Source organism: Acinetobacter sp. A1 (genome assembly GCF_012371315.1).
Lineage (GTDB): Bacteria > Pseudomonadota > Gammaproteobacteria > Pseudomonadales > Moraxellaceae > Acinetobacter.
In genome coordinates this window covers 38,482-62,437 of record NZ_JAAZQY010000007.1, presented here as the reverse complement: position 1 = coordinate 62,437, position 23,956 = coordinate 38,482, and the positions used below count along the sequence as shown (strand labels likewise).

The following is a 23,956-nucleotide window of genomic DNA, read 5'->3' as shown; positions in this document are numbered from 1 at the left end:
TCATGATGGCGTTTCTATTTGTTGCATAGGAAATGACTCGCCATGAATGAACTTGAAACTCAACTTAGCCAAATTAAAAAATTCCAGTTTGTTCATGAACGCCTGTTTACTTCAGGTCAACTTACCGCAGACGAATTAAAACTGATTAAAGAGTACGGCATTGGCACAGTAATTAATTTGGCTGAAAGTGATGCCGAACACACCCTTCCCCATGAGGATAAAATTTGTCTAGATATTGGACTCAACTATATTCAGTTGCCAATTTCACTGGAAACACCATCTTCAGATCAGTGCTTATTGTTTTTAGATTTACTGGATCATTTACTGGAAAGCCAAATGGTCTGGGTTCACTGTAGCAACAATAATCACGCCAGTAGTTTGATGTATGTATATCGCCAATATTTTATGGATATGGATATTGCCACAGCACAAGACTTCTTACATGACATTTGGAAACCCAATGAAACGTGGACAGGTTTAATTCACGCAGTATCTTTACAGCTTCAAGGTCGTAAAGCCACTCAAGACTTACAGCAGGCTTTAGAATCTGCTGAAACTTGATTCGCCTCAGCAGATATCTTCATTTTTATTTAGTATGTGAAATTAGCACTGTTGCAGTTGCTAAAATACCTTCCTGACGTCCAGTAAAACCGAGTTTTTCGGTAGTTGTGGCTTTAATACTAATTTGTGTTACTTCCACATCCAACACATCGGCAATACTTTGGCGCATTTCCAAAGTGTGCGTAGCAAGTTTTGGACGCTCACAAGCCACCGTAATATCGGCATTATTCAGTTTATAACCACGGTCTAAAATCAGTTGGTACACATGTTTAAGCAGCTCTCGGCTATCTGCACCTTTATAATTCGGGTCTGTATCTGGAAAGTGCTGACCAATATCTCCTAAGGCCAATGCACCTAACAGCGCATCACACAGCGCATGCAACACCACATCACCATCTGAATGTGCTTTTAAACCTTGTGTATGCGGAATTTGAACACCTGCAAGCGTCACAAAATCCCCTGCTTCAAAGGCATGAACATCTAATCCTTGTCCAATTCGAATATGTGCAACCATGTTCAACTCCTGTAGAAATAAATCATTGAAATCTTGTATTCATACTTTCGATTTCGCTATAGTTAGACTAGCGCAACATAGTGAAAGTATAAGCGATCATGCTGTTGAAATCTGAAATTTATCTTATCAAAAACTTAGGCACACTGCTGCTATTTGGCTGTTTATATTCATCTTTCTCTTATGCTCAAGGGATTGATTGTTCTACTGCTGCCCAAACAAAGCTCAGCAAAGTGTGCAATGATGATTTTTCAGAATTACGTGAAAAATTAAATGATCAACATTTAACTGCATATTTGATGAGTGATGCGCCAATTCGCCTTATAGAAGACACTCAACAGTTGTGGATGCAACGCCTACAGCAATGTAAAAGTTTAAATTGTTATACCCAACAATTTGATGTACGTATCGATCAACTGAATTTTTTTACCTCTATGAATCAGAGCATGACCCAGCATTATTTAAAATATGAAAATGGTAAATTTGCTGCACAGCCTGTGCATTTACAGATTCATCAACTCAGTAAAAATAGCATTAAAATTGAAGGACTTGCTTATCGCAATCCGAACAATCGACTCGAATCGCAAAGTATTGCTTTTTTAGCCTACACCACACCTGAACAAAAAACAGAAATTACTGACAATGAACATGATTGCAGCTATCAATTTGACTATTCTAAAGCGATATTAAAAATACACACTCGCCAAAAAGGCTGTGAGCGCTTTGCAGGAATATACCGTTTATATGATTAAGTCTGTTTAAGCCTTTTCTATATTCAGATTAACCACCACAACACGAATGGTAAGCTTAAAGCTGCACACACTGTTTGTAGGCTAATGACCGTTGCCATCATCCGACTATCCCCACCCAAAACCTGTGTTAGAACATAAGCCGCAGATGCTGTCGGTAAAGCAAAAAACAAGACCAGTATTTGTGTTTCTAAAACAGGGAGTTTTAAGCCCCAACAAACAAGCCATGCCAAAGCAGGCATAAAGAGCAAACGACCAACGACATTTAACCCCAAAGGCATTAAGTCTCTCTGCAAACCATTAAACTGTAATGCTGCACCCACACACATCAGTCCCAACGGTAAACTGCATAAAGCAATTTGTCGAATAAAATGCTCTGCACCAACCCACAAACTCAGTCCTGATATATTAAATAAACCACCAACTATACAGCCTAAAATCAGTGGGTTTTTCATCAATGCATATAAAATTTGCTGTGGCTGTAAAGTCTTGGTATCACTCAAAGCAAGTACCGACAATACATTGACCAATGGAATGCAAAACACCAGAATAATTGCAAACAGTGCCATGCCCTGCGCTTGAAACAATGCTGCGACTAATGCTAAACCAATATAGGTATTGAAGCGCACCATGCTTTGCATATACACCCCAAAGCGTGCCGCAGGTGTCTTAAAATAATGCCGTAAAGCGTACAACAGAGAACTTGCCAATGTGACCACGATACCCACCACAAACATAATTTGTGCGATTGATTTCGCTTCAATGTGTGCTGTGGCAAGGTTTAAAAACAGCATGCTTGGAAATAAAATATAATAATTTAATTTCTCAGCACCTTTCCAGAATGGTTCATCCAGTACGTGAATACGCTTCAATGCATAGCCCAATGCAATTAAAGCAATTAAGGGGAACAGTGCAATAAAAATTAACTGGGTCATGATGTACTCGGTGTGCCACTGATCTGCTTAAATTTTATAGAGAACGTCTGTTAAGCTTCGGCTATTTCAGTAGTTTATAAGATGATGAAGAACTATATCCACTCCACCTTAATTTAGTTCAATATCAACGATGGGTATGAATTGACATCACAATGCCCATACTGGCAAGCATGGAAATCACAGCTGTACCACCATAGCTCATCAGCGGCAATGGGTCACCCGTAACAGGTAAAATACCACTCACCATCCCCGAGTTTAAAAATACAAAGAAAAAGAAAGTCAACCCAACTGTACCTGCATACAAACGGCCAAAGTTATGGAAACAGTTCATCCCTATCATTAAGCAGCGTAAAATAATGGCAGCAAACAAACTGAACAGTAAAAATACACCTATAAATCCAAATTCTTCGGCATAGGTCGACATAATAAAGTCAGTATGATGTTCAGGTAAGTAACCTAAGTGTGACTGGGTTCCTTCCAAATAGCCCTTGCCTGTAAAACCACCTGAGCCAATTGCAATTTTTGACTGAATAATATTCCAGCCTGCACCCAAGGCATCAGATTCAGGATCAAACAAGGTCAAGACTCTTTTCTTTTGGTATTCCTGTAAAAAGAACATCCAAAGCAAAGGTGCAGCAACAGCCAAAGCCCCAATTGCGCCTAGAATCAAACGCCACGACATTCCACTTAAAAATAAAGCAAATACACCTGGAATAATCAGGCCAATATTTAAATCAGGTTGTAAAGCAACAAGGACAAAAGGAATCATCATCAACACCAAGGCGACAATGATATGAATAAATTTAGGCGGAAAAGCACGACGAGAAAAATACCACGCCATCATTAAAGGCATAGCAAATTTCATAAACTCACTGGGCTGCATGCTGCCAATTCCGGGCAAGCTAATCCAGCGTTTTGCGCCCATACGGGTTTCACCAATGAGCAGAACAAGCCCCAGCATGACCACAGCAAACATATAAAAATACGGACTAGCCGCCTGATACACTTTCGGTGGAATTTGCGCAAGAATGATCATAGCCACAAAACCAATCCCAAAACTAGTGGCTTGGCGTAAAACCATCCCCATGTCTTGTGCTGTGGCACTATACACCACCATTAAACCTAGAATCGCATTTAGAATTAAAAAGCATAGCAGCCACGGATCTAAATGTAGTTTAGTCCAACGTGAGGAATCATTTTTAATGCTTCTACCATCACGTAATGAGTGACGTAAAAAACGATACTGCTGCGATGGATTCATACGGCTCAAAGGTTTTAAATAGACAGAACGGACAATTATAGAAGCAAAGCTGCACAGAGTGAATCATTAAACTATAATCGCTGAAATTTCCACTTTATCTTGTGGTTTTACAGGGCTTGTTGTTGTGCAGATAAAATTAAACGTGCAAGTTCCAAGTCATCAGGATAGGTGATTTTAATATTATCAGAACGCCCCTGTACGACATTGACTGCATACCCCATAGCTTCTAAAGCACTGGCTTCATCCGTAATAGTATGTTGTTGCTCCAAAGCAGATTCGATTGCACTTTTAAGCACACTTAGTTTTGCAATTTGAGGAGTTTGCGCCTGCCAAAGATAGTCGCGGCTGACTGTTTTTTCAATTTGAGGTGCATATGCAACGCGCTTTAAGGTATCTCGCACAGGAATAGCTAAAATTGCACTTTGATCTGTGTCTTGTGCAGTCTGATATAGCTGTTCTAGACAAACAGTCGTGACACAAGGTCGTGCTGCATCATGCACCAAGACCCAATCATCTGCATGTGCAATTTCAGCCAAATAACGTAATGCATTCAACACAGAGTCTACTCGCTCGGCGCCACCTAAGCAAAAATGTGCTTTTTCTCTTTGGGCCAAGTTTAGGTTTTGTGCTACATCATCTGCTTGACCTATAGCCAAAACATAGCCCGCCAACGGTAAATGATTTAAACGTGCAATACTATGTTCTAAGACAGTTTGATCTTGTATGGTTTGATATTGTTTTAATTCAGTTTTAGAAAAACGGCTACCTGAACCCGCTGCGGGAATAATCGCCCAAAGTTTAGGGTGTTGTGGCGGTTGCTGCGGGTTGTTGTGATTCATTGGTACGTAAATCTACAGTTGAATTGGGTTGAATATAAATGGGTTTATATTGTGTGCTAATGGTGCTCATTTGCACAAATGTTTCATGTGGCTTAATCAAGCCTAAATCTAAACGGGCATGCTCTTCTATGGCTTCTACCCCATTTTTTAAGTCATAGACTTCTGCTGCAAGTACACGATTGCGTTCTTTGAGATCTTGATTTAATTCTGTTTGTTGTTGGATTTTTTCTGTCAGTGCAGCATGGTCCTGGTAACCACCCTCACCAAACCAATATAAATATTGAAACCCTGCGATCAAAAAGATCGCAAGGCCCAACAATGCTTTACTCGCTTTGGAGTCAAATACATTTAACATGCACAATGTCGCTTAGTTCAAACCTTTGAATTCAGCTTTACCGCGATATGCAGCTTTGGTCAATTCTTCAATACGAAGTAATTGGTTGTATTTTGCTACACGGTCAGAACGGCATAATGAACCTGTTTTGATTTGACCCGCTGCAGTACCCACTGCAAGATCTGCAATTGTAGAGTCTTCAGTTTCGCCTGAACGGTGTGAAATAACAGTGGTATAACCATTTGCTTTAGCAAGATAAATAGCATCAAGCGTTTCAGTTAAAGTACCGATTTGATTGTATTTAATCAGAATAGAGTTAGCAACTTTCTCATTAATACCACGTTGTAAGATTTTTGGATTGGTCACAAATAGGTCGTCACCTACCAATTGAATCTTGTCACCCAAAATAGACGTCAAGTAAGACCAACCTTCCCAATCAGATTCATCCAAACCATCTTCAATTGAGATAATTGGATATTGGTTGACCAAACCTGCTAAATAGTCAGAAAATTCATTGCTTGAGAATGCTTTATTGCCTTCACCTGCAAGAATATATTGACCATTTTTGTAGAATTCTGAAGATGCACAGTCAAGCGCAAGCATCATATCAGAACCAGCTTTGTAACCCGTTTTCTCAATTGCTTCAAGAATAACAGTAATTGCTTCTTCGTTTGAACGTAAGTTCGGCGCGAAACCACCTTCATCACCTACTGCAGTATTCAAACCTTGTTTTTTCAATACAGATTTCAACGAATGGAATACTTCTGCACCTGCACGTAATGCTTCAGAGAATGAAGTGAAGCCTACTGGCTCAATCATAAACTCTTGGATATCTACGTTGTTGTCTGCATGAGAACCACCATTTAAGATGTTCATCATTGGTACAGGCATAGTCAAAATTGTTTGACCACGTAAATCTGCGATGTATTGGAAAAGAGGAATTTTCTTTTCGTCTGCAGCAGCACGTGCAGCAGCCAAAGATACTGCTAGTGTAGCGTTTGCACCTAGTTTTTCTTTGTTTTCAGTACCATCAAGCGCGATCATGGTGTTGTCGATGTCTTTTTGTTCAAACACAGACTTACCTACTAACGCATCACGGATTAGCGTGTTCACGTTGTTGACTGCAGTTTTAACACCTTTACCCAAGTAACGTGCTTGATCGCCATCACGAAGTTCTAGAGCTTCACGAGAACCAGTTGAAGCACCTGATGGTGCACATGCACGGCCAACTACGCCAGATGCTAAGATTACGTCTGCTTCGATGGTTGGGTTACCACGAGAGTCCAAAATTTCACGTGCACGAATGTCAACGATTTGGCTCATGAACAATTCCTCAGTTGATTAATAACAAGATGCTTTTGATCGCATCAATGAGTCTATAATTTAATATACGTCTAACTTAGTGTGTATCTAGCTTTTTGAAACCTTTAACCAAGGTATCCAATTCTTTGAGCTGTGCCAAGAACGGCTCAAGCTGTGAGAGACGCAAGGCACAAGGTCCATCACATTTTGCCTGCTCAGGATCAGGATGCGCTTCTAGGAATAAACCAGCCAAGCCTGTTGCCATGCCTGCACGTGCCAAAGTGGTAATTTGTGCACGGCGACCACCTGCTGAATCTGCGCGACCACCAGGGGTTTGCAAGGCATGGGTTACATCAAAGAACACAGGAACATTCATTTCTTTCATGATGTCAAAGCCAAGCATATCTACAACCAAGTTGTTGTAACCAAATGCTGAGCCACGCTCACAAAGAATGAGTTTGTCATTCCCTGCTTCCAAACACTTATGCAAAATATGACGCATTTCGTGTGGCGCAAGGAATTGTGCTTTTTTAATGTTGATAATGGCTTGAGTTTTCGCCATCGCTTCAACCAAATCGGTCTGGCGACTTAAAAATGCAGGAAGTTGAATAATGTCAGCTACTTCTGCCACAGGTGCAGCCTGATATGGCTCATGCACATCGGTGATAATTGGCACATTAAAATGCTTTTTAATGTCAGCCAGCCATTCAATGCCTTTTTCCAAGCCTGGGCCACGAAACGAGTTCAGGCTTGAGCGGTTGGCTTTATCAAAACTGGCTTTGAACACATACGGGATATCTAAGCGTTTGCAAATATCCACATAGGTTTCAGCAATTTCAAAAGCAAGGTCTTTGGACTCAAGGACATTCATGCCGCCAAACAATACAAATGGCAAATGGTTCGCCATTTGTATATCACCTAAACGGACAATTTCCTGTGGTTTTAATAGTGACATTTAAACTTCCTAGTCTATTCCTAAAGCCATCTTATTTGTTTTTTTGATGCTGTTGCTTCGCTGCACCAATAAAGCCTGCAAACAATGGGTGTCCATCACGTGGCGAACTGGTAAATTCCGGGTGGAATTGTACCGCAATAAACCATGGGTGTTGCGGAATTTCCACAGTTTCAACCAAGTGCTGAATTGGTGAATAACCCGAAATTTTTAGACCTGCTTCTTCAAGCACTGGAATATAACGGTTATTCATCTCATAACGGTGGCGGTGACGCTCAACAATTTCATTAGAACCGTACACTTGTGCAGTCTTTGTGCCTTCTACCAATTCAGATTTTTGTGCACCTAAACGCATTGTGCCGCCTAAATCAGAATCAACAGAACGCTGTTGTACTTCGCCGCGCTCATCTAACCATTCAGTAATCAAACCAATGAGTGGTGACTTGGTTGAACGGTTAAATTCTGTTGAGCTTGCATCGGTAATACCGGCCACGTTACGTGCATATTCAATCACAGCCAACTGCATACCTAAACAGATACCCAAGAAAGGTACACCGTTTTCACGTGCATACTGGATTGCCTGCATTTTACCTTCAGTACCACGCTCACCAAAGCCGCCTGGTACTAAAATCGCATCTGCATCTTTCAGTACAGTGCGTACATCTTGGCTTTCTAGTTCTTCAGCATTAACGTAGTCAATTTCAACTTTGACACGGTTTTGAATACCCGCATGCAGCAATGCTTCGTTTACAGATTTGTAAGCATCTGGCAGTTCAACATATTTACCCACCATCGCCACACGAACGCTGTACTCTGGGTTCAATAATGCTTCAACTACGTTGTCCCAATCAGATAAATCTGCTTCAGGAAGATCATTGAAACCAAAACGCTCACAAATTAAATCATCAACGTCTTGCTCATAGAAAGTACGTGGAATTTGATAAATGGTTTTGGCATCTTTACACACCACCACCGCACGTGCTTCCACATTCGTAAACAGTGCAATTTTACGGGTCGTGTCAGCATCGACATCATGTTCTGTACGACAGATCAGAATGTCTGGTTGAATACCAATAGACAATAATTCTTTAACAGAGTGCTGAGTTGGCTTGGTTTTCAACTCTGCAGCAGATTTGATATATGGCAATAATGTCAAGTGCATTAGCATAGTGCGCTTATGACCTAATTCTACCATAAGTTGACGTACAGATTCCATGAATGGGAGAGATTCAATGTCACCTACTGTACCGCCAATTTCTACGATTGCGACATCGTAGCCTTCGCCTGCGCGAAGTACACGTTCTTTAATGTTGTCGGTAATATGCGGAATTACCTGAACTGTGCCGCCCAAGTAATCACCACGACGTTCTTTGTTTAAAACGTCTTGGTAAACACGACCTGAAGTAAAGTTATTTAACTTGGTCATTTTCGCACGACGCAAGAAACGTTCGTAATAACCCAAATCTAAGTCAGTTTCAGCACCATCCTCTGTGACAAAAACTTCACCATGTTGGAAAGGACTCATTGTCCCTGGATCGACATTAATGTATGGATCCATTTTGACCATGGTTACTTTCAAACCACGGGCTTCTAAAAGTGCAGCAACTGAAGCAGCTGAAATACCTTTACCTAGTGATGAAACTACACCACCAGTCACGAAAATAAAATGGGTCATTGGGTTTCTCGTACAATCGAGCCTAAATAGGCCTACAATGTTGCGCAATTTTACTTTACTCTGCACCAATAAAGCAAAGTCATTCCGCATCAATTCATAGAACAATAAACAATTGGTTATTCTATCAGCATTTCCAATAAAAAATTAGAACTTCTTGAGAGGATTTTCATCTGTCATTTTATTGCTATAATACGCTCGTCTATCCGATCTTTTATTTTGTGCGATTATGAATAAGAAACTTTTAATCTGTGGTGCAATTGCAACGGCGTTGTTGGTAACTGCATGTGTTAAAAAAGAACAGCCAAAGCAAGATGAGCAAGAGCAAGTTGAAGTTCAAACTGAACAAACCACTGAAACTGCTCAATTTGAACCACTAGAACCTGTAGAAAGCATTGAAGATGCTGAACCAGAAATGCCTGCACATGTAGAAGTAGAACGTACTGAAACAGCGAATACTACGACTGAAATTCGCCGTGAAACACCTGCACAACCTGCTGCCGCACCTGCTCCAAGAGCTGAAGCACCTGTTGCAGAAGACAAGCCAACTCAGGCACGTCCAAGCAATACATCTGGCACACAATCTGAAGATGATGCAGTTGCCGCTGCCATTGCTGCTGCAACCCCAGCACTTGAGAACTAAGACATATTCAAGTTTGAAAGTGTAGACTACAAATCAAGTCCATTTAAATTTTGAACTAAGTCCAATGTTAAAAACCCAGTACATCTTGTTGATGGCTGGGTTTTTTAATGGGTTGAATTACTGCGCTATATCAGATGATCAATGAATTGGGTTAGGTCGTGGCAATTCTGACTGTACTTTAAAATAATTAGCAATCAGACGTGACGCCCATGATTTGGTAAACCCAATACCTTCATAAAAACCACAATGGCTACCTTTACGGGTAGTCACCACCATAATATTTGGCATGTTTTGAATGGTTTCTTTATAAGGATCAAAGTTCTTAATATGACATACAGGATCATCTTCCGCATTTAAAACCATGAGTGGAATTTTGACATTCTCAAACACATAAATTGGATTAATTGCCTGCGTATAGCTGTCGTAATCTTCAAATCCTGCCAATTCAAAATAGGCTTTTTCAAACTCCGCCAAAGTGGTTGCACTTAAAACTTGCGACAAAGATTTCACATTTTGCCAAATGTGCTGATGCGGCTGAATAAAAAATTTGAGCAGCTTTTTGGTCATCACCTTACTGTAAAAAGGATGCACATGCTGAAAGCCTGACTCCGTGTTATATCCTGGGCAGAGTGCAAATGCCGCCTTAAACGGGGCTTGCTCCCCTTCTTCACCCAAGTAACGTACCAGCAAACCGGTGCCTGCCGATGAACCAACAGCATATAATTCTGATTGTGGAAATTGCTGCTGAATAAATTCGATTTGTTCACGCAAATCATGGGTTGAACCAAATAGATTAATTTGCGGTACAGGCATCGGTAAATTGCCATGCCCACGGCGTAGACATAAAGCAATCCGCCATTGGGTTTGTTGGTGTAAATCTCGCACCAATTCACGCATACTTTCTAAAGACCCAGTAATAGTATGCATCAACACAATTGTAGGTGTATCTACAGGCAGGTCATAACCGACCCAAGCCACTGCGGTGACACCACCATCCTGCATAGTTAGTTGATCGACCCGATCATACTGCTGGCGAATGGTTTTCTTTTTAATTAAATCAAAATATAAAAGATGCGCATGTGTGTTAGATAACCACGGCGTCGGACGGTATTTTTCTTTCAGTTGTGGCAATTTATCTAGCACCCGACGGATTTCTCCATGCGGGTGATAATACAAGGTAGGTAAGTCTGCGCCTGTAACTTGATCTAATACAGCTTGTGTAATTTGCGCTATTTTTTGTAATGTAGACATCATTTTACTCCCAAGCAATACATGTATTTTTAAGCATGTCCACCCGAAAACCGATTTCTAAAACAAACCACACTGCCATACACACGCATTATTTTACTTTTCGGCTGGCATAAAGGCCGCCATACGCTGTCCCATTTGTACAGCTAAAGCCTCTAAACCACTTTTCGGGCGAATCATTACTTCAAAATCCACAATTTGTCCTTGTGTATTAAACTGGATCATATCAATCCCTTTTAACTTCTTATCTCCCACATTGGCAGAAAATTCAAGTACAACATTGCAACCATCTTGTGAATAAAATTCACGGTGATAAGTAAAGTTTTCAAAGACCTGTATTACATTGGTCAAAATAAAAAATACAACTTGTTTGCCCGCATAAGGTTGATAGGCAACAGGAGAACGAAATACCACTTCATCTGCCAGTAGCTCACTTAAAATAGACATATCACGGTTTTGCAGCATTTCATGCCAACGCTGCACGGCTTGTTGTGTTGTTTCCAGACTCATTATGATTTCCTTATAAATTTGAATATTTCAATCTATAAAATAAAAATTTTGTTCCGAAGGAGCTGACGCTTTATACTGCCCCACTCCTAAAAAGAACCAAGCAAATATAAAGCGCTAAAATTGTCTAGATTGTTGCGGCCAATTCAGCACCCTGACGAATCGCACGTTTAGCATCCAACTCGCCTGCTTCTTTGGCGCCACCAATTAAATGCACGTTTTTACCTGCTGCTTGTAATTGCTCGTACATCGCAGTGTAAGACTCCTGCCCTGCACAAATCACCACATGATCTACTTCTAGCACAGTACTTTGACCATTCACGGTAACGTGTAAGCCCTGATCATCAATTAGGTCATAGCTTGCACCTGCAATCATATTCACGTTACGGTTTTTTAAACCTGTACGATGAATCCAGCCTGTGGTTTTGCCCAAGCCTGCACCCACTGACGATGCTTTACGTTGCAGCAAATAAATTTGACGCGGTGAAGCTTCTACATTAGCTTTTTTAAGTCCACCAACCTGCGCATAATTGGTATCAATCCCCCATTCATCATAGAATTTTTCAGGGTTTAAACTGCCACTTTCACCTTCATGGCTTAAATATTCCGCAGTATCAAAACCAATACCACCTGCACCAATAATTGCGACTCGTTGCCCTACAGGTTTACGCTCTTTCAGCACCTCAATATATGACAATACTTTAGGATGATCGATGCCTGGAATATCAAGCTGGCGTGGTGTTACCCCAGTTGCTACTACAATTTCATCAAATGAAGAATTTTCTAGTTGCTCAAAAGTCGCAGGATGATTCAGTTGCAATTTAATATTCGGTTGCAACTCGATTTGACGCTTGAAATAGCGCAAAGTTTCATAAAACTCTTCTTTGCCCGGAATGGTTTTGGCAATATTGAATTGTCCACCAATTTGGTTAGATGCTTCAAAAATGGTGACCTGATGACCTCGTTCTGCAGCATAGGTCGCAAAGCTTAAACCCGCAGGCCCAGCGCCAATCACCGCAATATTTTTAGTTTGAGTCGCTTCTTTAAAAATCAGTTCTGTTTCATGGCAAGCACGTGGATTAACCAAACATGAAGCAATTTTCATAGAGAAAATATGGTCTAAACAGGCTTGGTTACATCCAATACAAGTATTAATTTCATCACTACGTCCTTGCTCTGCTTTTTGTACAAAGAACGCATCGGCTAGCATTGGACGTGCCATAGACACCATATCGGCATGTCCTGCTGCCAATACGTATTCTGCCATTTCTGGGGTATTAATACGGTTTGAGGTAATTAAAGGTACTTTAACCAAGCCTTTTAATTTTTCTGTGACCCATGTAAAGGCTGCACGCGGTACTTTTGTGGCAATGGTTGGAATACGTGCTTCATGCCAGCCGATTCCTGTATTGATAATAGTCGCACCAGCCTCTTCAATCGCTTGTGCCAATTGCACCACTTCTTCAAAGCTTGAACCGCCTTCGACCAAGTCCAGCATTGACAAGCGGTAAATAATAATGAAATTTTCACCAACTTCAGCACGGGTACGTTTTACGATTTCAATTGGAAAACGGATGCGGTTTTCATAACTACCGCCCCATTCATCATCACGGTGGTTAGTACGTGCAGCAATAAATTCGTTAATTAAATACCCTTCCGAGCCCATGATTTCGACACCATCATAACCTGCGTATTGTGCCAATTTGGCACAGTTCACAAAGTCTGCAATGGTTTGCTGTACTTCTGCCGAAGTTAAAGCATGTGGTTTACTTGGGTTAATCGGCGCCTGAATTGCAGAAGGTGCAACAATATCAGGCTGATAAGAATAACGCCCTGTATGTAAAATCTGTAAGGCAATTTTGCCGCCTGCATCATGCACAGCCTGTGTCACTACTTTGTGTTTTTCTGCTTCTTGACGGGTGTCGAGTTTATTGCCGCCTGCAAAGGTTAATCCAGCATCATTGGGTGAAATACCGCCTGTAACAATCAGCCCCACTCCACCTTTGGCACGCTCTGCATAAAAAGCTGCCATGCGTTCGTATCCACCCGGTGCTTCTTCAAGCCCCACGTGCATAGACCCCATTAAGACTCGATTTTTTAAAGTGGTAAAGCCTAAATCTAAAGGCGCAAGTAAGTATGGATAGCTAGACATAGAATCTCCCTGCTGGCAAAAATGCTGGCTGTTTTATGCTTAATGCAACTTGTTGCATACTTTTATATTCTAGATTTGATTTTTATGCAACATGTTGCATAATTAAAGCTGAAAAAATAAAGTTGTTCTGTTTATGTCGCTCGCTCACGTTTTATTGACCAGTCTGATTGAAAAACCCAGTAATGGCATTGAATTGGCACGCCGTTTTGACCGCTCTATGGGCTTTTTCTGGAATGCGACTCATCAACAAATTTACCGCGAACTAAATAGCATGCTAAAAAAAGGCTGGATTTCCACCCTTGAAGATGAAGATTCCAGTAGTCGCAGTAAAACCTATCAAGTAGAAGCTTTAGGGCGACAGGAATTGGCAAACTGGATGGTCGAACAAAGTCCGCCTGCACAATTACGTGAAGAACTGATGGTGCGTTTACGTGCCGAAGCTCAACTTGGTGGCAACAGTGTATTGCCTGAACTAGAGCGCCATTTGGTATTACACAAAGCCAAGTTACATACTTATCAACAAATTTTTTCCAAAGATTTTCGCCAAGCACCAGCTAACAACCGCACCCTATATATTCATAAAATGATTTTACAGCTCGGAATAGATCAAGAAATTGGCTGGATTGAATGGTTGGAAAAGGTCATTCCTGAACTTAAAAAATTTGATGCTGATAACTCACATTAAATGCAGATTTTTGGAATGATGAGTAATCCTTTGAATTATTAAATTAAAGCCAATCACCATACAGAAATGATCAGGCTATGCTATAAAGAATAACGCATCTTTAACCACAACCATGCAAGGAAATGCTGATGCCTTTTTACCGCATGCCCGATGGCGAAGCCCTATTTGTACGTGAATTTGGTCAAGGTGAGCCTGTGGTTGTACTTTCAGGTTTGGGCATGCACAGTTGGCAATGGTTGCCGTTTCTATATCAACATAAAAAGCAGTATCGCTTCATTATTCCAGACTGGCGTGGTTTTGGCGGTTCAGATCAATGTGCTGTTCCAGCGTTAGATGCCATTTCTAGTCATTGGCAAGATTTAAACAGCTTGATTCAACAGCAAAACCTACAACAGTTTAAACTGATTGGTTACTCGATGGGCGCAACCACAGCCATGCATGGCATGCAATATGGGCAACTGGGTTCGCGTTTAAACAGCTATTTGCAAATTGACCAAGCACCTAAAATTGAGGTAGATGAAAACTGGCCCTATGGTTTATTTGGTGATAAACATCAGCAATTTAAAGCATTATTAATTCATCTGTCCGAGTTTTTACATCAGCATGCTGAATATACCCATATTCAGCAAATGGATGTATTGCAACGTAAAAACTTGGTGGAACTCTGGCTACAATTTATTGAGCTACAAGCCAGCAATAAAATTAGTCCTTTTTTATTTAAACTGGCGGTTAAGCGCCCTGTTTTGCAACGTTATATTTTACCTACGCAACGCCTAGATTATTTACGTTGGTATATCGACAATTATTTACACCATCAAGAAGATTACCGCGACGCATTGAGTCGGCTCAGTTGCCCAACCCTGTTTTTTACAGGGGCACAATCAACCCTCTATGCGGCTGAGGGGCAACGCCAAGTGATGGAGCGTATGCCAAATGCTAAACAGGTACTATTTCACCAATCGGGGCATACGCCTTTATTAACTGAGCCACTGAAATTCAGTCAGGAAATTGCCCAGTTTTTAAAGCTAAATCCCTAAAATAAAAACCGTGGAAAATGTATTGCGACATTTTCCACCGTAGTTTCGCTCCACAGTACACCTTAATTTGCAAAAGCGGCAATACCTGTTTGCGCACGCCCTAAAATCAAGGCATGCACATCATGCGTTCCTTCATAGGTATTCACCACTTCCAAGTTGACCAAATGCCGTGCTACGCCATATTCATCGCTAATACCATTACCACCTAACATATCACGCGCCATCCGTGCAATCTCCAACGCTTTACCACAGTTGTTACGCTTAATCAGTGATGTTCCTTCAAGTGAAGCAATGCCTTCATCTTTCATACGACCAAAACGCAGTGCAATCTGTAAACCCAGCGCAATTTCAGTTTGCATATCGGCAAGTTTCTTTTGAATTAGTTGATTTGCTGCCAAAGGACGCCCAAACTGGATCCGATCCATTGTGTATTGATGTGCAGTATGCCAACAGAATTCAGCCGCCCCCATAGCACCCCATGCAATACCATAACGTGCACTGTTCAAACAGATGAATGGCCCTTTTAAACCACGTACGTGTGGTAAAAGATTCTCTTCAGGTACAAATACATCATCCATGACAATTTCACCAGTAATTGAGGCACGCAAACCGACTTTGCCATGAATGGTCGGAGTTGAAAGCCCCTGCCAACCTTTTTCCAAAATAAAGCCACGAATATCGCCCACCTGCCCATCTGCAGACACTTCTTTTGCCCACACCACAAATACATTGGCAATTGGGCTGTTGGTAATCCACATTTTTGCACCCTGCAAACGGTAACCCCCTGCAACTTTATGTGCACGGCTATTCATGCTGCCAGGGTCAGAGCCAAAATCGGGTTCAGTCAGACCAAAACAACCAACCCATTCCCCCGATGCCAATTTAGGTAAATATTTTTGCTTTTGTGCTTCACTACCAAATTCATATATCGGCACCATCACCAAAGAACTTTGCACACTTGCCATAGAGCGATAGCCTGAATCGACCCGCTCTATTTCTCGTGAAATTAGGCCGTAACTGACATAACTTAAACCTGCTCCACCATATTGTTCAGGAATGGTGGGGCCTAACAAGCCAAGCTCTCCCATTTCACGAAATATTGTGCGATCTACTGTTTCATGTCTGAACTGATCACGCACACGTGGTAGTAATTTCTCCTGACAATACGCATAGGCACTGTCACGAATCATACGCTCGGTTTCTGTCAGTTGTTGCTCCAATAAAAATGGATCTTTCCAGTCAAAATTTACTTTCTTGTTATGGCTTGTTGGCGTGTGATTAGACGGTGAATTCTGTTGTGACATGGCATCCTCTGCGCATTATTTTGTTCAAACATGGCTCATCCCTATTTTAATCTTGTATTGCGTAAAATGGTCTGAGCAATACGTTATGTTCTAACATTAAAATGCAGTAATGAGAAGAAAAATGAACCAGTATTCACTTATTAAGAAAAATTCAAGTTAATCCCGCTTTAAATATTTAGATACTTAAAACTCGTAAAAAATAAGTGCTGGATTTGTGTTTCTATTTTGAGAACTTATACTCAATTCAAATAGTCCATCATGAGAATAAAACATGCGTAAATTAGTGGTCTTTTCGGGTGCAGGTATGAGTGCTGAAAGCGGGATCAATACTTTTAGAGATAGTGATGGCTTATGGGAAAAACACCGTGTTGAAGATGTAGCTAGTCCAGAGGCGTGGGCTAAAAATCCTGCATTGGTGCAGCGCTTTTACAACGAAAGACGCAAGAACATTCTTGATGCGCAGCCCAATTTAGCACATCAGTTAATTGCTGAACTTGAAGATGATTTTGATGTGCAAGTGATCACACAAAATATTGATGATTTGCATGAACGTGCAGGCAGTTCGGAAGTTTTACATTTGCATGGCAATATCCGCTTGGCTAAAAGTTCTGGACCAAGCGCACAATACACCACCGAATTTTTCCCGATACAAGGTGACTCGCTAGATTTAGAACGTGATATTTGCCCGCAAGGCTACCCTTTACGTCCACACGTAGTTTGGTTTGGTGAAGCTGTTCCTGCGTATGGAGACGCGATTGATCTAGTTCAAGATGCTGATATTTTTATTGTGATTGGCACCAGTCTAGTGGTTTACCCTGTTGCAGGTTTGGTGCATGAAATTCCAAAGAATTGTCAGGCTTATTATATTGACCCTAAAGCTATGCAAGCCAAGCTTCCTGTACAATTTCAGCGTATCGCACTCACAGCAACAGAAGGTATGCAGCAGTTATTTAAACAATTACAGCAAAACTAAAGTAATTACACCATTTGAAATTTAATCTGTGCTAGATGTCAAAAATTTGCTTAGGCTATTTCTGACATCTGATGCATCATTTTTACAATAGTTTTAGGTATCTCATTAAAACTTTGTTACCATCACTTTTTCTCTGTGTTTGTGATGTTTACTGCATATGACCTCATCTTATCAGCAACAGCTTGATGCAAAAGTTGCCCGTATTTCTGCCCAATTTTCCGAATTTGAACCGCCTGCTTTACAAGTATTTGCATCACCTGAACAGCATTACCGTATGCGTGCAGAATTCCGAATTTGGCACACAGAAGATGACCTGTTTTATGCCATGTTTGAACGCAGTGAAGATAAACAAAAAAATGTGATTCGCATTGATGAGTTTCCAATTGCAGATCACAGCATTAACGTCTTGATGCCCAAACTTTTGACTGCAATTAAAGCCAATCCAGCATTATCTACCCGTTTATTTGAGGTGCATTTTTTAGCAACCTTAAGTGGTGAAATGTTGGTGTCATTGCTTTACCACCGTAAACTCGAACAAGATTGGGAACTTGCCGCAAAAGACCTTGCAGCTGAATTAAAAATTAAATTGATTGGCCGTAGTCGTGGGCAAAAATTTGTATTGTCGGATGAATATGTGGTTGAACAGTTACAGGTTTTTGATCGGGCTTATACTTATAAACAAATTGAAAGTAGTTTTACCCAACCCAATGCTCAGGTCTGCCAAAAAATGCTGGAATGGGCATGCACGGTAGCCAAGCATTCAGAACAAGATTTACTGGAACTATACTGTGGTAACGGCAACTTTACCCTGCCATTATCGACTCGTTTTCGTCGTGTATTAGCAACTGAACTGGCAAAATCATCTGTATATGCAGCACAATGGAATATTGAGCAAAACCAGATTGAGAATATTCAGGTGGCACGTTTATCTGCAGAGGAATTTACCCAAGCCTATAATGGCGAACGTGAATTCCGCCGTTTGCAAGAAGCTGAAATTGAAATCTCAAGTTATGATTTTGATACAGTCTTTGTCGATCCACCACGTGCAGGTATAGATGATGCGACTTTAAAATTATTACAACGATTTAAGCGTATTATTTATATTTCATGTAATCCTGACACTTTGCATGACAATTTAAAAACCTTGTGTCAAAGCCATAAAGTGACCCAATTTGCACTGTTTGATCAGTTCCCATATACCCACCATGTTGAATCTGGGGTTTTACTGGAAAAGATTTAAACAATTTGTTGCAATATTCACCCATATTTACAAGATGAGTTTTCTTAGCTTTGTAAATATAACGATGTAAATGAATCAGTTAAAGAATTACAAGCACTTTAACTGTCATAATTTCGTTAAGAAAATGCAATATCATCGAAAATTCTGCAAGTCGTTTGCTGCTTTTATCACTTAGGTCGACTTGATTTATTTTTTATATTGGCTATATTTCGATCTATGTTAGGTTGTGAATGAAGGCTCTATGAGTTTTTGGCAAAAGTTGTTCTCTGCAGAACAGCAAAACGAGCATAAAAATCAAATTGCTTGTGTTGAAAATGATTGCTCTTGCAAGACGAATGAACAACTTCTCGACGCTTTAACCAAAGCGACCGATGAAGATGTGATTATCGGAATTAAGAAGGTTCTCGCATCGCGAGGTTTTAGCCGCAAAGAGTTGAATGAACTCCAGCATCTACCATTCCAGTAATGGAATATGACAAAAAGGCATTTAGTTTAACTAAGTGCCTTTTTTAATACCAAAACTTCAATACTAAAAATCAATCTGCCAAATAATTTTGTAACGCACGCAATGCGCTAGCTTGCATAAAAATTCCATTCAGCTTAATTCTAGCCAATCTTATTTTCACAATCCTACGGTAGTATTTCTAAAAACAAACAACGCACTGCCATACCCCCAATAATTCAAATTCAGAGCATCACACCATGAAAAAAACCAAACTTGCCTGTCTTGTACTCATATCTCTCAGTTTTAGCGCATGCAGCCCAATGCCTAAAGAATGTGCTGAGACTTGGGAGAAAATGGAAAATTTTGCTAAAAAAATGGGGATTTCAGATGAACAACTCAAACAGCAGAAAAAGCAATTTGAAGATGAAGTCAAAAATATGAAGGCTGATGAGGCTGCCAAAATTTGTAGCATGCAGAACACTGCTTTAGGCTTCATTCCTCAATAGCATGAGAGCTTTAAAGCGCTTGTTCAAAACAATCACGCCCCACAAGTAGTTGAGTCGATATAGGCAAATATAGGCCCCAAGTCACGGTGTATAGCAACCTGACGCTGTAATTGTGGAATGTACGCTGTAGAAATAGAGCCATCTAAATACAAAGCGTTTGGGGTTTTCAGCTGGTCTTTAAAAAACCTAGCAAATTGATAAAAAGTCACAGGTGTATTGCTTATAACAAAATACAAACGCTGGTTTTTCATACCTACACCATTTCTAATTTTGTAAGACTGACTATCTGCAAGAAAACGTGAATTTAACTGATTGTTGATAACCAACATAGGCCCCGATTGGGTAGCATAACTTGCTGCAAAGTTTTGATCTGCATATTGCTGGGTCGTACCCAAGAAAATTTGCTGCCGATTCCAAGCCAATACACCATTTGGCTGAATCAAAAAATTCCCCCAACCTTGCTGCTGCCTGTTTAATTTCTGAATTTGTTGCCCTTGCTCAATATACAGCCCCACAGGGCGATAATTATGATGAAACATACCTGCATTCATCGCAAATTGTAATTTCTCACAAGATGCTAAAGCCTGTTGCAGCTGTGAGATTTGCTTAAACGGTTTTACATTTAGATCATTCAGATATAAGCGCAAATGCTGCAAACGACTAATCTCAACGACATCTACATCAATATGCGCATCTTTTACAGTCCATGCACGTATCCCTGCTTGCACCACAGTACTAAGCAGCAGACTACTCAGTATCATGCAGTAAAATATATTTTTCATTCTACTAGCTCCTGCCATCGCTATGTTACAAATTGTGCATATATCTGAATGGGTTATCGCATATTTACCTCAGACACAGTACACTATAAACCCTCTTCTTATTTCTTTACTCATGTTACTTTATTGGTCAAACGTACAATGCTCAAGCAGAAAACACGATTTCCTTTAGGGGCACATTTAATTGTGAAACACTTCGGCTATAGCCATCATGGTATCTATGCTGGACGTGGGCGCGTGATTCACTATTCGGGTTTTGCACATCTTTTCAAAAAGCACCCGATTGAAATGACCAGTATTGAAAAGTTTAGTCACGGCAAAGAAATTAAAGTACAAAGCTACCATGCAGCCAAATATAAAGGGCGTAAAGTGGTACGTCGTATGCGTTCCAGAATGCATGAAAATAACTATCATCTAATTATCAATAACTGCGAACACTTATGTACCTGGGCCATTACAGGTGTAGAAAGCAGCCCTCAAGTGTTTAAGATGATGGATCGTTTAACCACGATTGGTTATGTCAGTTCACTGATGAGCTACATGAACAGTATGCTGCTCACGCTCACTACCACTTGCTTTGCACTGGTTCTGTATATTAAGAAAAAACTGCGTGATAAAGCTAAAATGCAGTTACCACAAATACTGATGAAGCAGGAACAGCATAAAAACCGCTAAGTGCTTATCTTTCCAAATCGCTATTTTATGATGCTTAACACAAGTCCCAAATCTATTCGATTTCCTGCTATAAAAAAGCCCAACTTGGATTAACAAAGTTGGGCTTTTACAACATTTACTAAAATTAGAAATGTAGCTTATTTTCCAGGTTTAAAGCTGTCTTTTAAGTCTAAAATACGGTTAAACACTGGTTTTTCAGCACTGTGATCATACTGATCTGCAACGAAGTAACCTTCGCGTTCAAACTGGAAACGATCTTCAGGTTGTACTGTTGCCAAAGCAGGTTCAACAATGGCTTGAACCACGGTTAATGATTCAGGGTTTAAATTCGCCAAGAAATCATCGCCCACTTCTGGGTCAGATTCGGTAAATAAGCGATCATATAAACGGACTTCTGCTGCTACACCTTTCGTTGCAGATACCCAGTGAATCACGCCTTTCACTTTACGCCCCTCTGGGTTTTTACCCAAAGTTTCTGGGTCAATTGAACATTTCAGTTCAATCACTTCACCGCTGGCATCTTTAATCACTTCATCACATTTAATCACATAGGCGTGACGTAAACGTACTTCACCTTCTGGCACTAAACGCTTAAAACCTTTAGGTGGCACTTCTTCAAAGTCTTTACGATCAATGTAAATTTCTGATGTTAAAGGAATCGTACGCTCGCCCATATCTACATTTGGATGACGAGCATGGACTAAATCGAGTGCTTCAGGCAAGTTGGTCAAAGTCACTTTAAGCGGATTTAGCACCACCATGCCACGTGCTGCGGTATTTTCCAAAGACTGACGGATACAGTATTCAAGCATTGCTACATCCACAATACCATCCGACTTAGATACACCCACACGCTTACAGAAATCACGCAAACCTTCTGGAGTAAAACCACGACGACGCATACCCACCACAGTTGGCATACGTGGGTCATCCCAACCATTTACAAAACCACCTTCAACCAATTTACGCAATTTACGCTTTGAGGTGATGGTGTAATCGATGTTCAAACGGCTAGATTCATACTGATGCGGTACAGCCTCAGATTTCACTTTTTCTACCACCCAATCATAGAATGGACGATGGTCTTGGAACTCTAAAGTACACAATGAATGGGTAATGCCTTCAATAGCATCGGATAATGGATGCGCATAGTCATACATTGGGTACATTTTCCATTTATCGCCCGTTTGGTGATGCGATGAATGTAAAACACGATACAAAATCGGGTCACGCATGTGTACGTTTGGAGAGGCCATATCAATTTTGGCACGGAGTACTGCCTGACCTTCACCCAATTCGCCATTGCGCATTTTTTCAAATAAAGCCAAGTTCTCTGCCACAGAGGTATCACGGTATGGCGAGTTCTTGCCTGACTCTACAAAAGAACCACGGTTTAGCTTAATTTCATCTGGAGTTTGCAAATCGACATAGGCATCGCCTTGTTCAATCAACTGAACAGCCCAAGCATATAATTGATCAAAATAGCTTGAGGCGTAGCGTGGCTCGCCATTCCATTCAAAACCAAGCCATTTCACATCATTGGCAATACCATCTACATATTCTTGTTCTTCTGCATCTGGGTTGGTGTCGTCAAAACGTAAGTTACACACCCCTTGATATTCTTGTGCGATACCAAAGTTCAAGCAAATAGCTTTCACGTGACCAATATGCAAATAACCATTCGGCTCAGGCGGAAAACGTGTCACAACCTGTTGAGTGCGACCAGCCGCAATATCATCGGTAATGACTTGACGTATAAAGTCCAAGCCCGGCTGTTGTTCTTGCTGCACAGCATCGACAGAGGCATTTGAACTTGGTGTCGGGGTGTTTGGCAGAGATGCAACAACATCATTTGGCTTCATAGCAATAAAATCACTTCTAAAATAAAATTGAATTAACTGGGTTGCAAAAACTTCATCAGTGAAGCATTCATCACCCATTGGAACGCTTTTCCTTGTTTTTAACAAAGAAAATAACGTTTTTACTTGCCTTGTAGTTTACAGTTTGCTTATGCTTCTCTCAACCAAAAAACCCATGGCATTCGTGTCCATGTTTAGGAGATTACACAATGAGTTTTCCTCAAGTCGAATTAAACACCAATAAAGGTCGTATTGTTTTAGAATTGAATGCTGAAAAAGCACCAATTACAGTTGCTAACTTCTTAGAATACGTTCGTGATGGTTTTTATGACGGCGTAATTTTCCACCGTGTTATTGATGGTTTCATGATCCAAGGCGGTGGCATGGATGAGAACTTCAAAGAAAAAGCAACACGTGATGCAATTGAAAACGAAGCAGACAACGGCTTAAGCAACGATGTTGGCACAATTGCAATGGCGCGTACTCAAGCACCTCACTCTGCTTCTGCGCAATTCTTTATTAACGTTAAAAACAACTCGTTCTTAAACCACACCGGCAAAACTGCACAAGGTTGGGGCTATGCCGTATTTGGTAAAGTGGTTGAAGGCATGGACGTTGTAGATGCGATCAAAGGCGTGCGTACAGGTAACCGTGGCTACCATGCAGATGTTCCACTAGAAAATGTTGTGATTGAATCTGCAAAAATCATTTCTGAATAAACGTCTTCTCTGCTTTGTGCATCTGTTTTAAAGCATCACTTTAAAATAGCAGCATCGGCACAGCCCCT

Annotated in this window: 25 protein-coding genes; 11 read left to right on the top strand and 14 right to left on the bottom strand. The window is 40.7% G+C overall.

Going from position 1 to position 23,956, the window contains the following annotated elements; translation table 11 throughout:
- The first annotated feature begins 42 nt into the window (after positions 1–42).
- The gene (locus tag HHA41_RS04330) at positions 43–561 is read left to right on the top strand and encodes a hypothetical protein (protein WP_168460675.1); all 519 of its coding nucleotides are present in this window, start codon (positions 43–45) and stop codon (positions 559–561) included.
- 25 nt (positions 562–586) lie between these two features.
- On the opposite strand, the gene ispF is transcribed toward HHA41_RS04330, so the two are convergent.
- Complete coding sequence (gene ispF, locus HHA41_RS04325; RefSeq protein ID WP_168460674.1) at positions 587–1,075, bottom strand: 2-C-methyl-D-erythritol 2,4-cyclodiphosphate synthase; 489 nt, start codon at positions 1,073–1,075, stop codon at positions 587–589.
- Positions 1,076–1,173: 98 nt separating this feature from the next.
- On the opposite strand from ispF, the gene HHA41_RS04320 reads away from it, so the two are divergent.
- Complete coding sequence (locus HHA41_RS04320; protein ID WP_168460673.1) at positions 1,174–1,824, top strand: hypothetical protein; 651 nt, start codon at positions 1,174–1,176, stop codon at positions 1,822–1,824.
- 23 nt (positions 1,825–1,847) lie between these two features.
- Here the strand turns inward: HHA41_RS04320 and HHA41_RS04315 are convergent, their stop codons facing one another.
- The 7 genes from HHA41_RS04315 to HHA41_RS04285 all read right to left on the bottom strand — a co-directional run bounded on the left by HHA41_RS04315 (position 1,848) and on the right by HHA41_RS04285 (position 9,119).
- Positions 1,848–2,756 (bottom strand): AEC family transporter, encoded by a 909-nt coding sequence (locus HHA41_RS04315; protein WP_168460672.1) that lies wholly within the window; start codon positions 2,754–2,756, stop codon positions 1,848–1,850.
- A 124-nt stretch (positions 2,757–2,880) separates the two neighbouring features.
- Positions 2,881–4,017 carry a rod shape-determining protein RodA gene (rodA, locus tag HHA41_RS04310; protein WP_168460671.1) on the bottom strand — a complete coding sequence of 379 codons (1,137 nt, stop codon included), beginning with the start codon at positions 4,015–4,017 and terminating at the stop codon, positions 2,881–2,883.
- A 107-nt stretch (positions 4,018–4,124) separates the two neighbouring features.
- On the bottom strand, positions 4,125–4,856 hold the full coding sequence (gene ispD, locus HHA41_RS04305; protein ID WP_168460670.1) for a 2-C-methyl-D-erythritol 4-phosphate cytidylyltransferase: 732 nt from the start codon (positions 4,854–4,856) through the stop codon (positions 4,125–4,127).
- On the bottom strand, positions 4,816–5,211 hold the full coding sequence (locus HHA41_RS04300) for a septum formation initiator family protein (protein WP_168460668.1): 396 nt from the start codon (positions 5,209–5,211) through the stop codon (positions 4,816–4,818). Before HHA41_RS04300 ends, ispD begins: the two co-directional genes overlap by 41 nt.
- 12 nt (positions 5,212–5,223) lie before the next feature.
- A complete protein-coding gene (gene eno / locus HHA41_RS04295; RefSeq protein ID WP_168417394.1) occupies positions 5,224–6,513 on the bottom strand; it encodes a phosphopyruvate hydratase in 1,290 nt (429 codons plus the stop codon).
- 76 nt (positions 6,514–6,589) lie between these two features.
- A complete protein-coding gene (gene kdsA / locus HHA41_RS04290; RefSeq protein WP_168417395.1) occupies positions 6,590–7,447 on the bottom strand; it encodes a 3-deoxy-8-phosphooctulonate synthase in 858 nt (285 codons plus the stop codon).
- Between the two features lie 31 nt (positions 7,448–7,478).
- Positions 7,479–9,119, bottom strand: coding sequence for a CTP synthase (locus HHA41_RS04285; protein WP_168460667.1), 1,641 nt, complete (start codon positions 9,117–9,119; stop codon positions 7,479–7,481).
- A gap of 226 nt (positions 9,120–9,345) precedes the next feature.
- Here HHA41_RS04285 and HHA41_RS04280 point away from each other — a divergent pair, with 226 nt between their 5' ends.
- On the top strand, positions 9,346–9,759 hold the full coding sequence (locus HHA41_RS04280; protein WP_168460665.1) for an internalin: 414 nt from the start codon (positions 9,346–9,348) through the stop codon (positions 9,757–9,759).
- A 138-nt stretch (positions 9,760–9,897) separates the two neighbouring features.
- Here HHA41_RS04280 and HHA41_RS04275 read toward each other — a convergent pair whose 3' ends face one another.
- From HHA41_RS04275 to HHA41_RS04265, 3 genes are all read right to left on the bottom strand, one after another.
- Complete coding sequence (locus HHA41_RS04275) at positions 9,898–11,013, bottom strand: alpha/beta fold hydrolase (RefSeq protein ID WP_168460664.1); 1,116 nt, start codon at positions 11,011–11,013, stop codon at positions 9,898–9,900.
- Between the two features lie 90 nt (positions 11,014–11,103).
- Positions 11,104–11,517, bottom strand: coding sequence for a nuclear transport factor 2 family protein (locus HHA41_RS04270; RefSeq protein WP_168460663.1), 414 nt, complete (start codon positions 11,515–11,517; stop codon positions 11,104–11,106).
- A 124-nt stretch (positions 11,518–11,641) separates the two neighbouring features.
- Complete coding sequence (locus tag HHA41_RS04265) at positions 11,642–13,666, bottom strand: NADPH-dependent 2,4-dienoyl-CoA reductase (protein ID WP_168460662.1); 2,025 nt, start codon at positions 13,664–13,666, stop codon at positions 11,642–11,644.
- A 133-nt stretch (positions 13,667–13,799) separates the two neighbouring features.
- On the opposite strand from HHA41_RS04265, the gene HHA41_RS04260 reads away from it, so the two are divergent.
- Both HHA41_RS04260 and HHA41_RS04255 read left to right on the top strand, forming a co-directional pair.
- Positions 13,800–14,351 carry a PadR family transcriptional regulator gene (locus tag HHA41_RS04260; protein WP_168417401.1) on the top strand — a complete coding sequence of 184 codons (552 nt, stop codon included), beginning with the start codon at positions 13,800–13,802 and terminating at the stop codon, positions 14,349–14,351.
- Between the two features lie 128 nt (positions 14,352–14,479).
- Complete coding sequence (locus tag HHA41_RS04255) at positions 14,480–15,388, top strand: alpha/beta hydrolase (protein WP_168460661.1); 909 nt, start codon at positions 14,480–14,482, stop codon at positions 15,386–15,388.
- A gap of 62 nt (positions 15,389–15,450) precedes the next feature.
- On the opposite strand, the gene HHA41_RS04250 is transcribed toward HHA41_RS04255, so the two are convergent.
- On the bottom strand, positions 15,451–16,692 hold the full coding sequence (locus tag HHA41_RS04250; protein ID WP_168460660.1) for an acyl-CoA dehydrogenase: 1,242 nt from the start codon (positions 16,690–16,692) through the stop codon (positions 15,451–15,453).
- Positions 16,693–16,963: 271 nt separating this feature from the next.
- On the opposite strand from HHA41_RS04250, the gene HHA41_RS04245 reads away from it, so the two are divergent.
- The 4 genes from HHA41_RS04245 (at position 16,964) to HHA41_RS04230 (ending at position 19,856) form a co-directional block, all read left to right on the top strand.
- On the top strand, positions 16,964–17,665 hold the full coding sequence (locus HHA41_RS04245) for a Sir2 family NAD-dependent protein deacetylase (protein WP_168460659.1): 702 nt from the start codon (positions 16,964–16,966) through the stop codon (positions 17,663–17,665).
- A 157-nt stretch (positions 17,666–17,822) separates the two neighbouring features.
- Positions 17,823–18,905, top strand: coding sequence for a tRNA (uridine(54)-C5)-methyltransferase TrmA (gene trmA / locus HHA41_RS04240; RefSeq protein WP_168460658.1), 1,083 nt, complete (start codon positions 17,823–17,825; stop codon positions 18,903–18,905).
- 241 nt (positions 18,906–19,146) lie between these two features.
- Positions 19,147–19,371: a hypothetical protein gene (locus HHA41_RS04235; RefSeq protein ID WP_168417406.1), complete on the top strand. Its 225-nt coding sequence runs from the start codon at positions 19,147–19,149 to the stop codon at positions 19,369–19,371.
- 236 nt (positions 19,372–19,607) lie between these two features.
- Positions 19,608–19,856, top strand: a complete 249-nt coding sequence (locus tag HHA41_RS04230; RefSeq protein ID WP_168460657.1) for a hypothetical protein — start codon at positions 19,608–19,610, stop codon at positions 19,854–19,856.
- 32 nt (positions 19,857–19,888) lie between these two features.
- Here HHA41_RS04230 and HHA41_RS04225 read toward each other — a convergent pair whose 3' ends face one another.
- Positions 19,889–20,638 carry a phosphodiester glycosidase family protein gene (locus HHA41_RS04225; RefSeq protein WP_168460655.1) on the bottom strand — a complete coding sequence of 250 codons (750 nt, stop codon included), beginning with the start codon at positions 20,636–20,638 and terminating at the stop codon, positions 19,889–19,891.
- A 138-nt stretch (positions 20,639–20,776) separates the two neighbouring features.
- Here HHA41_RS04225 and HHA41_RS04220 point away from each other — a divergent pair, with 138 nt between their 5' ends.
- On the top strand, positions 20,777–21,310 hold the full coding sequence (locus HHA41_RS04220; protein WP_168417501.1) for a lecithin retinol acyltransferase family protein: 534 nt from the start codon (positions 20,777–20,779) through the stop codon (positions 21,308–21,310).
- A 137-nt stretch (positions 21,311–21,447) separates the two neighbouring features.
- Here the strand turns inward: HHA41_RS04220 and HHA41_RS04215 are convergent, their stop codons facing one another.
- The gene (locus tag HHA41_RS04215; protein WP_168460718.1) at positions 21,448–23,172 is read right to left on the bottom strand and encodes a glutamine--tRNA ligase/YqeY domain fusion protein; all 1,725 of its coding nucleotides are present in this window, start codon (positions 23,170–23,172) and stop codon (positions 21,448–21,450) included.
- A gap of 206 nt (positions 23,173–23,378) precedes the next feature.
- On the opposite strand from HHA41_RS04215, the gene HHA41_RS04210 reads away from it, so the two are divergent.
- The gene (locus tag HHA41_RS04210; RefSeq protein WP_019837255.1) at positions 23,379–23,888 is read left to right on the top strand and encodes a peptidylprolyl isomerase; all 510 of its coding nucleotides are present in this window, start codon (positions 23,379–23,381) and stop codon (positions 23,886–23,888) included.
- Positions 23,889–23,956 lie beyond the last annotated feature (68 nt).

What these genes read in the sequence shown, in the direction of transcription:
- HHA41_RS04315 (WP_168460672.1), bottom strand. Translation starts at nt 2,756, where the DNA reads ATGACCCAGTTAATTTTTATTGCACTGTTCCCCTTAATTGCTTTAATT.
- HHA41_RS04275 (WP_168460664.1), bottom strand. Translation starts at nt 11,013, where the DNA reads ATGATGTCTACATTACAAAAAATAGCGCAAATTACACAAGCTGTATTA.
- kdsA (WP_168417395.1), bottom strand. Translation starts at nt 7,447, where the DNA reads ATGTCACTATTAAAACCACAGGAAATTGTCCGTTTAGGTGATATACAA.
- HHA41_RS04265 (WP_168460662.1), bottom strand. Translation starts at nt 13,666, where the DNA reads ATGTCTAGCTATCCATACTTACTTGCGCCTTTAGATTTAGGCTTTACC.
- HHA41_RS04320 (WP_168460673.1), top strand. Translation starts at nt 1,174, where the DNA reads ATGCTGTTGAAATCTGAAATTTATCTTATCAAAAACTTAGGCACACTG.
- HHA41_RS04300 (WP_168460668.1), bottom strand. Translation starts at nt 5,211, where the DNA reads ATGTTAAATGTATTTGACTCCAAAGCGAGTAAAGCATTGTTGGGCCTT.
- HHA41_RS04260 (WP_168417401.1), top strand. Translation starts at nt 13,800, where the DNA reads ATGTCGCTCGCTCACGTTTTATTGACCAGTCTGATTGAAAAACCCAGT.
- HHA41_RS04210 (WP_019837255.1), top strand. Translation starts at nt 23,379, where the DNA reads ATGAGTTTTCCTCAAGTCGAATTAAACACCAATAAAGGTCGTATTGTT.
- HHA41_RS04220 (WP_168417501.1), top strand. Translation starts at nt 20,777, where the DNA reads ATGCTCAAGCAGAAAACACGATTTCCTTTAGGGGCACATTTAATTGTG.
- HHA41_RS04330 (WP_168460675.1), top strand. Translation starts at nt 43, where the DNA reads ATGAATGAACTTGAAACTCAACTTAGCCAAATTAAAAAATTCCAGTTT.
- HHA41_RS04245 (WP_168460659.1), top strand. Translation starts at nt 16,964, where the DNA reads ATGCGTAAATTAGTGGTCTTTTCGGGTGCAGGTATGAGTGCTGAAAGC.
- HHA41_RS04230 (WP_168460657.1), top strand. Translation starts at nt 19,608, where the DNA reads ATGAAAAAAACCAAACTTGCCTGTCTTGTACTCATATCTCTCAGTTTT.
- HHA41_RS04235 (WP_168417406.1), top strand. Translation starts at nt 19,147, where the DNA reads ATGAGTTTTTGGCAAAAGTTGTTCTCTGCAGAACAGCAAAACGAGCAT.
- ispD (WP_168460670.1), bottom strand. Translation starts at nt 4,856, where the DNA reads ATGAATCACAACAACCCGCAGCAACCGCCACAACACCCTAAACTTTGG.
- HHA41_RS04215 (WP_168460718.1), bottom strand. Translation starts at nt 23,172, where the DNA reads ATGAAGCCAAATGATGTTGTTGCATCTCTGCCAAACACCCCGACACCA.
- HHA41_RS04285 (WP_168460667.1), bottom strand. Translation starts at nt 9,119, where the DNA reads ATGACCCATTTTATTTTCGTGACTGGTGGTGTAGTTTCATCACTAGGT.
- HHA41_RS04250 (WP_168460660.1), bottom strand. Translation starts at nt 16,692, where the DNA reads ATGTCACAACAGAATTCACCGTCTAATCACACGCCAACAAGCCATAAC.
- HHA41_RS04270 (WP_168460663.1), bottom strand. Translation starts at nt 11,517, where the DNA reads ATGAGTCTGGAAACAACACAACAAGCCGTGCAGCGTTGGCATGAAATG.
- HHA41_RS04225 (WP_168460655.1), bottom strand. Translation starts at nt 20,638, where the DNA reads ATGAAAAATATATTTTACTGCATGATACTGAGTAGTCTGCTGCTTAGT.
- trmA (WP_168460658.1), top strand. Translation starts at nt 17,823, where the DNA reads ATGACCTCATCTTATCAGCAACAGCTTGATGCAAAAGTTGCCCGTATT.
- rodA (WP_168460671.1), bottom strand. Translation starts at nt 4,017, where the DNA reads ATGAATCCATCGCAGCAGTATCGTTTTTTACGTCACTCATTACGTGAT.
- eno (WP_168417394.1), bottom strand. Translation starts at nt 6,513, where the DNA reads ATGAGCCAAATCGTTGACATTCGTGCACGTGAAATTTTGGACTCTCGT.
- ispF (WP_168460674.1), bottom strand. Translation starts at nt 1,075, where the DNA reads ATGGTTGCACATATTCGAATTGGACAAGGATTAGATGTTCATGCCTTT.
- HHA41_RS04280 (WP_168460665.1), top strand. Translation starts at nt 9,346, where the DNA reads ATGAATAAGAAACTTTTAATCTGTGGTGCAATTGCAACGGCGTTGTTG.
- HHA41_RS04255 (WP_168460661.1), top strand. Translation starts at nt 14,480, where the DNA reads ATGCCTTTTTACCGCATGCCCGATGGCGAAGCCCTATTTGTACGTGAA.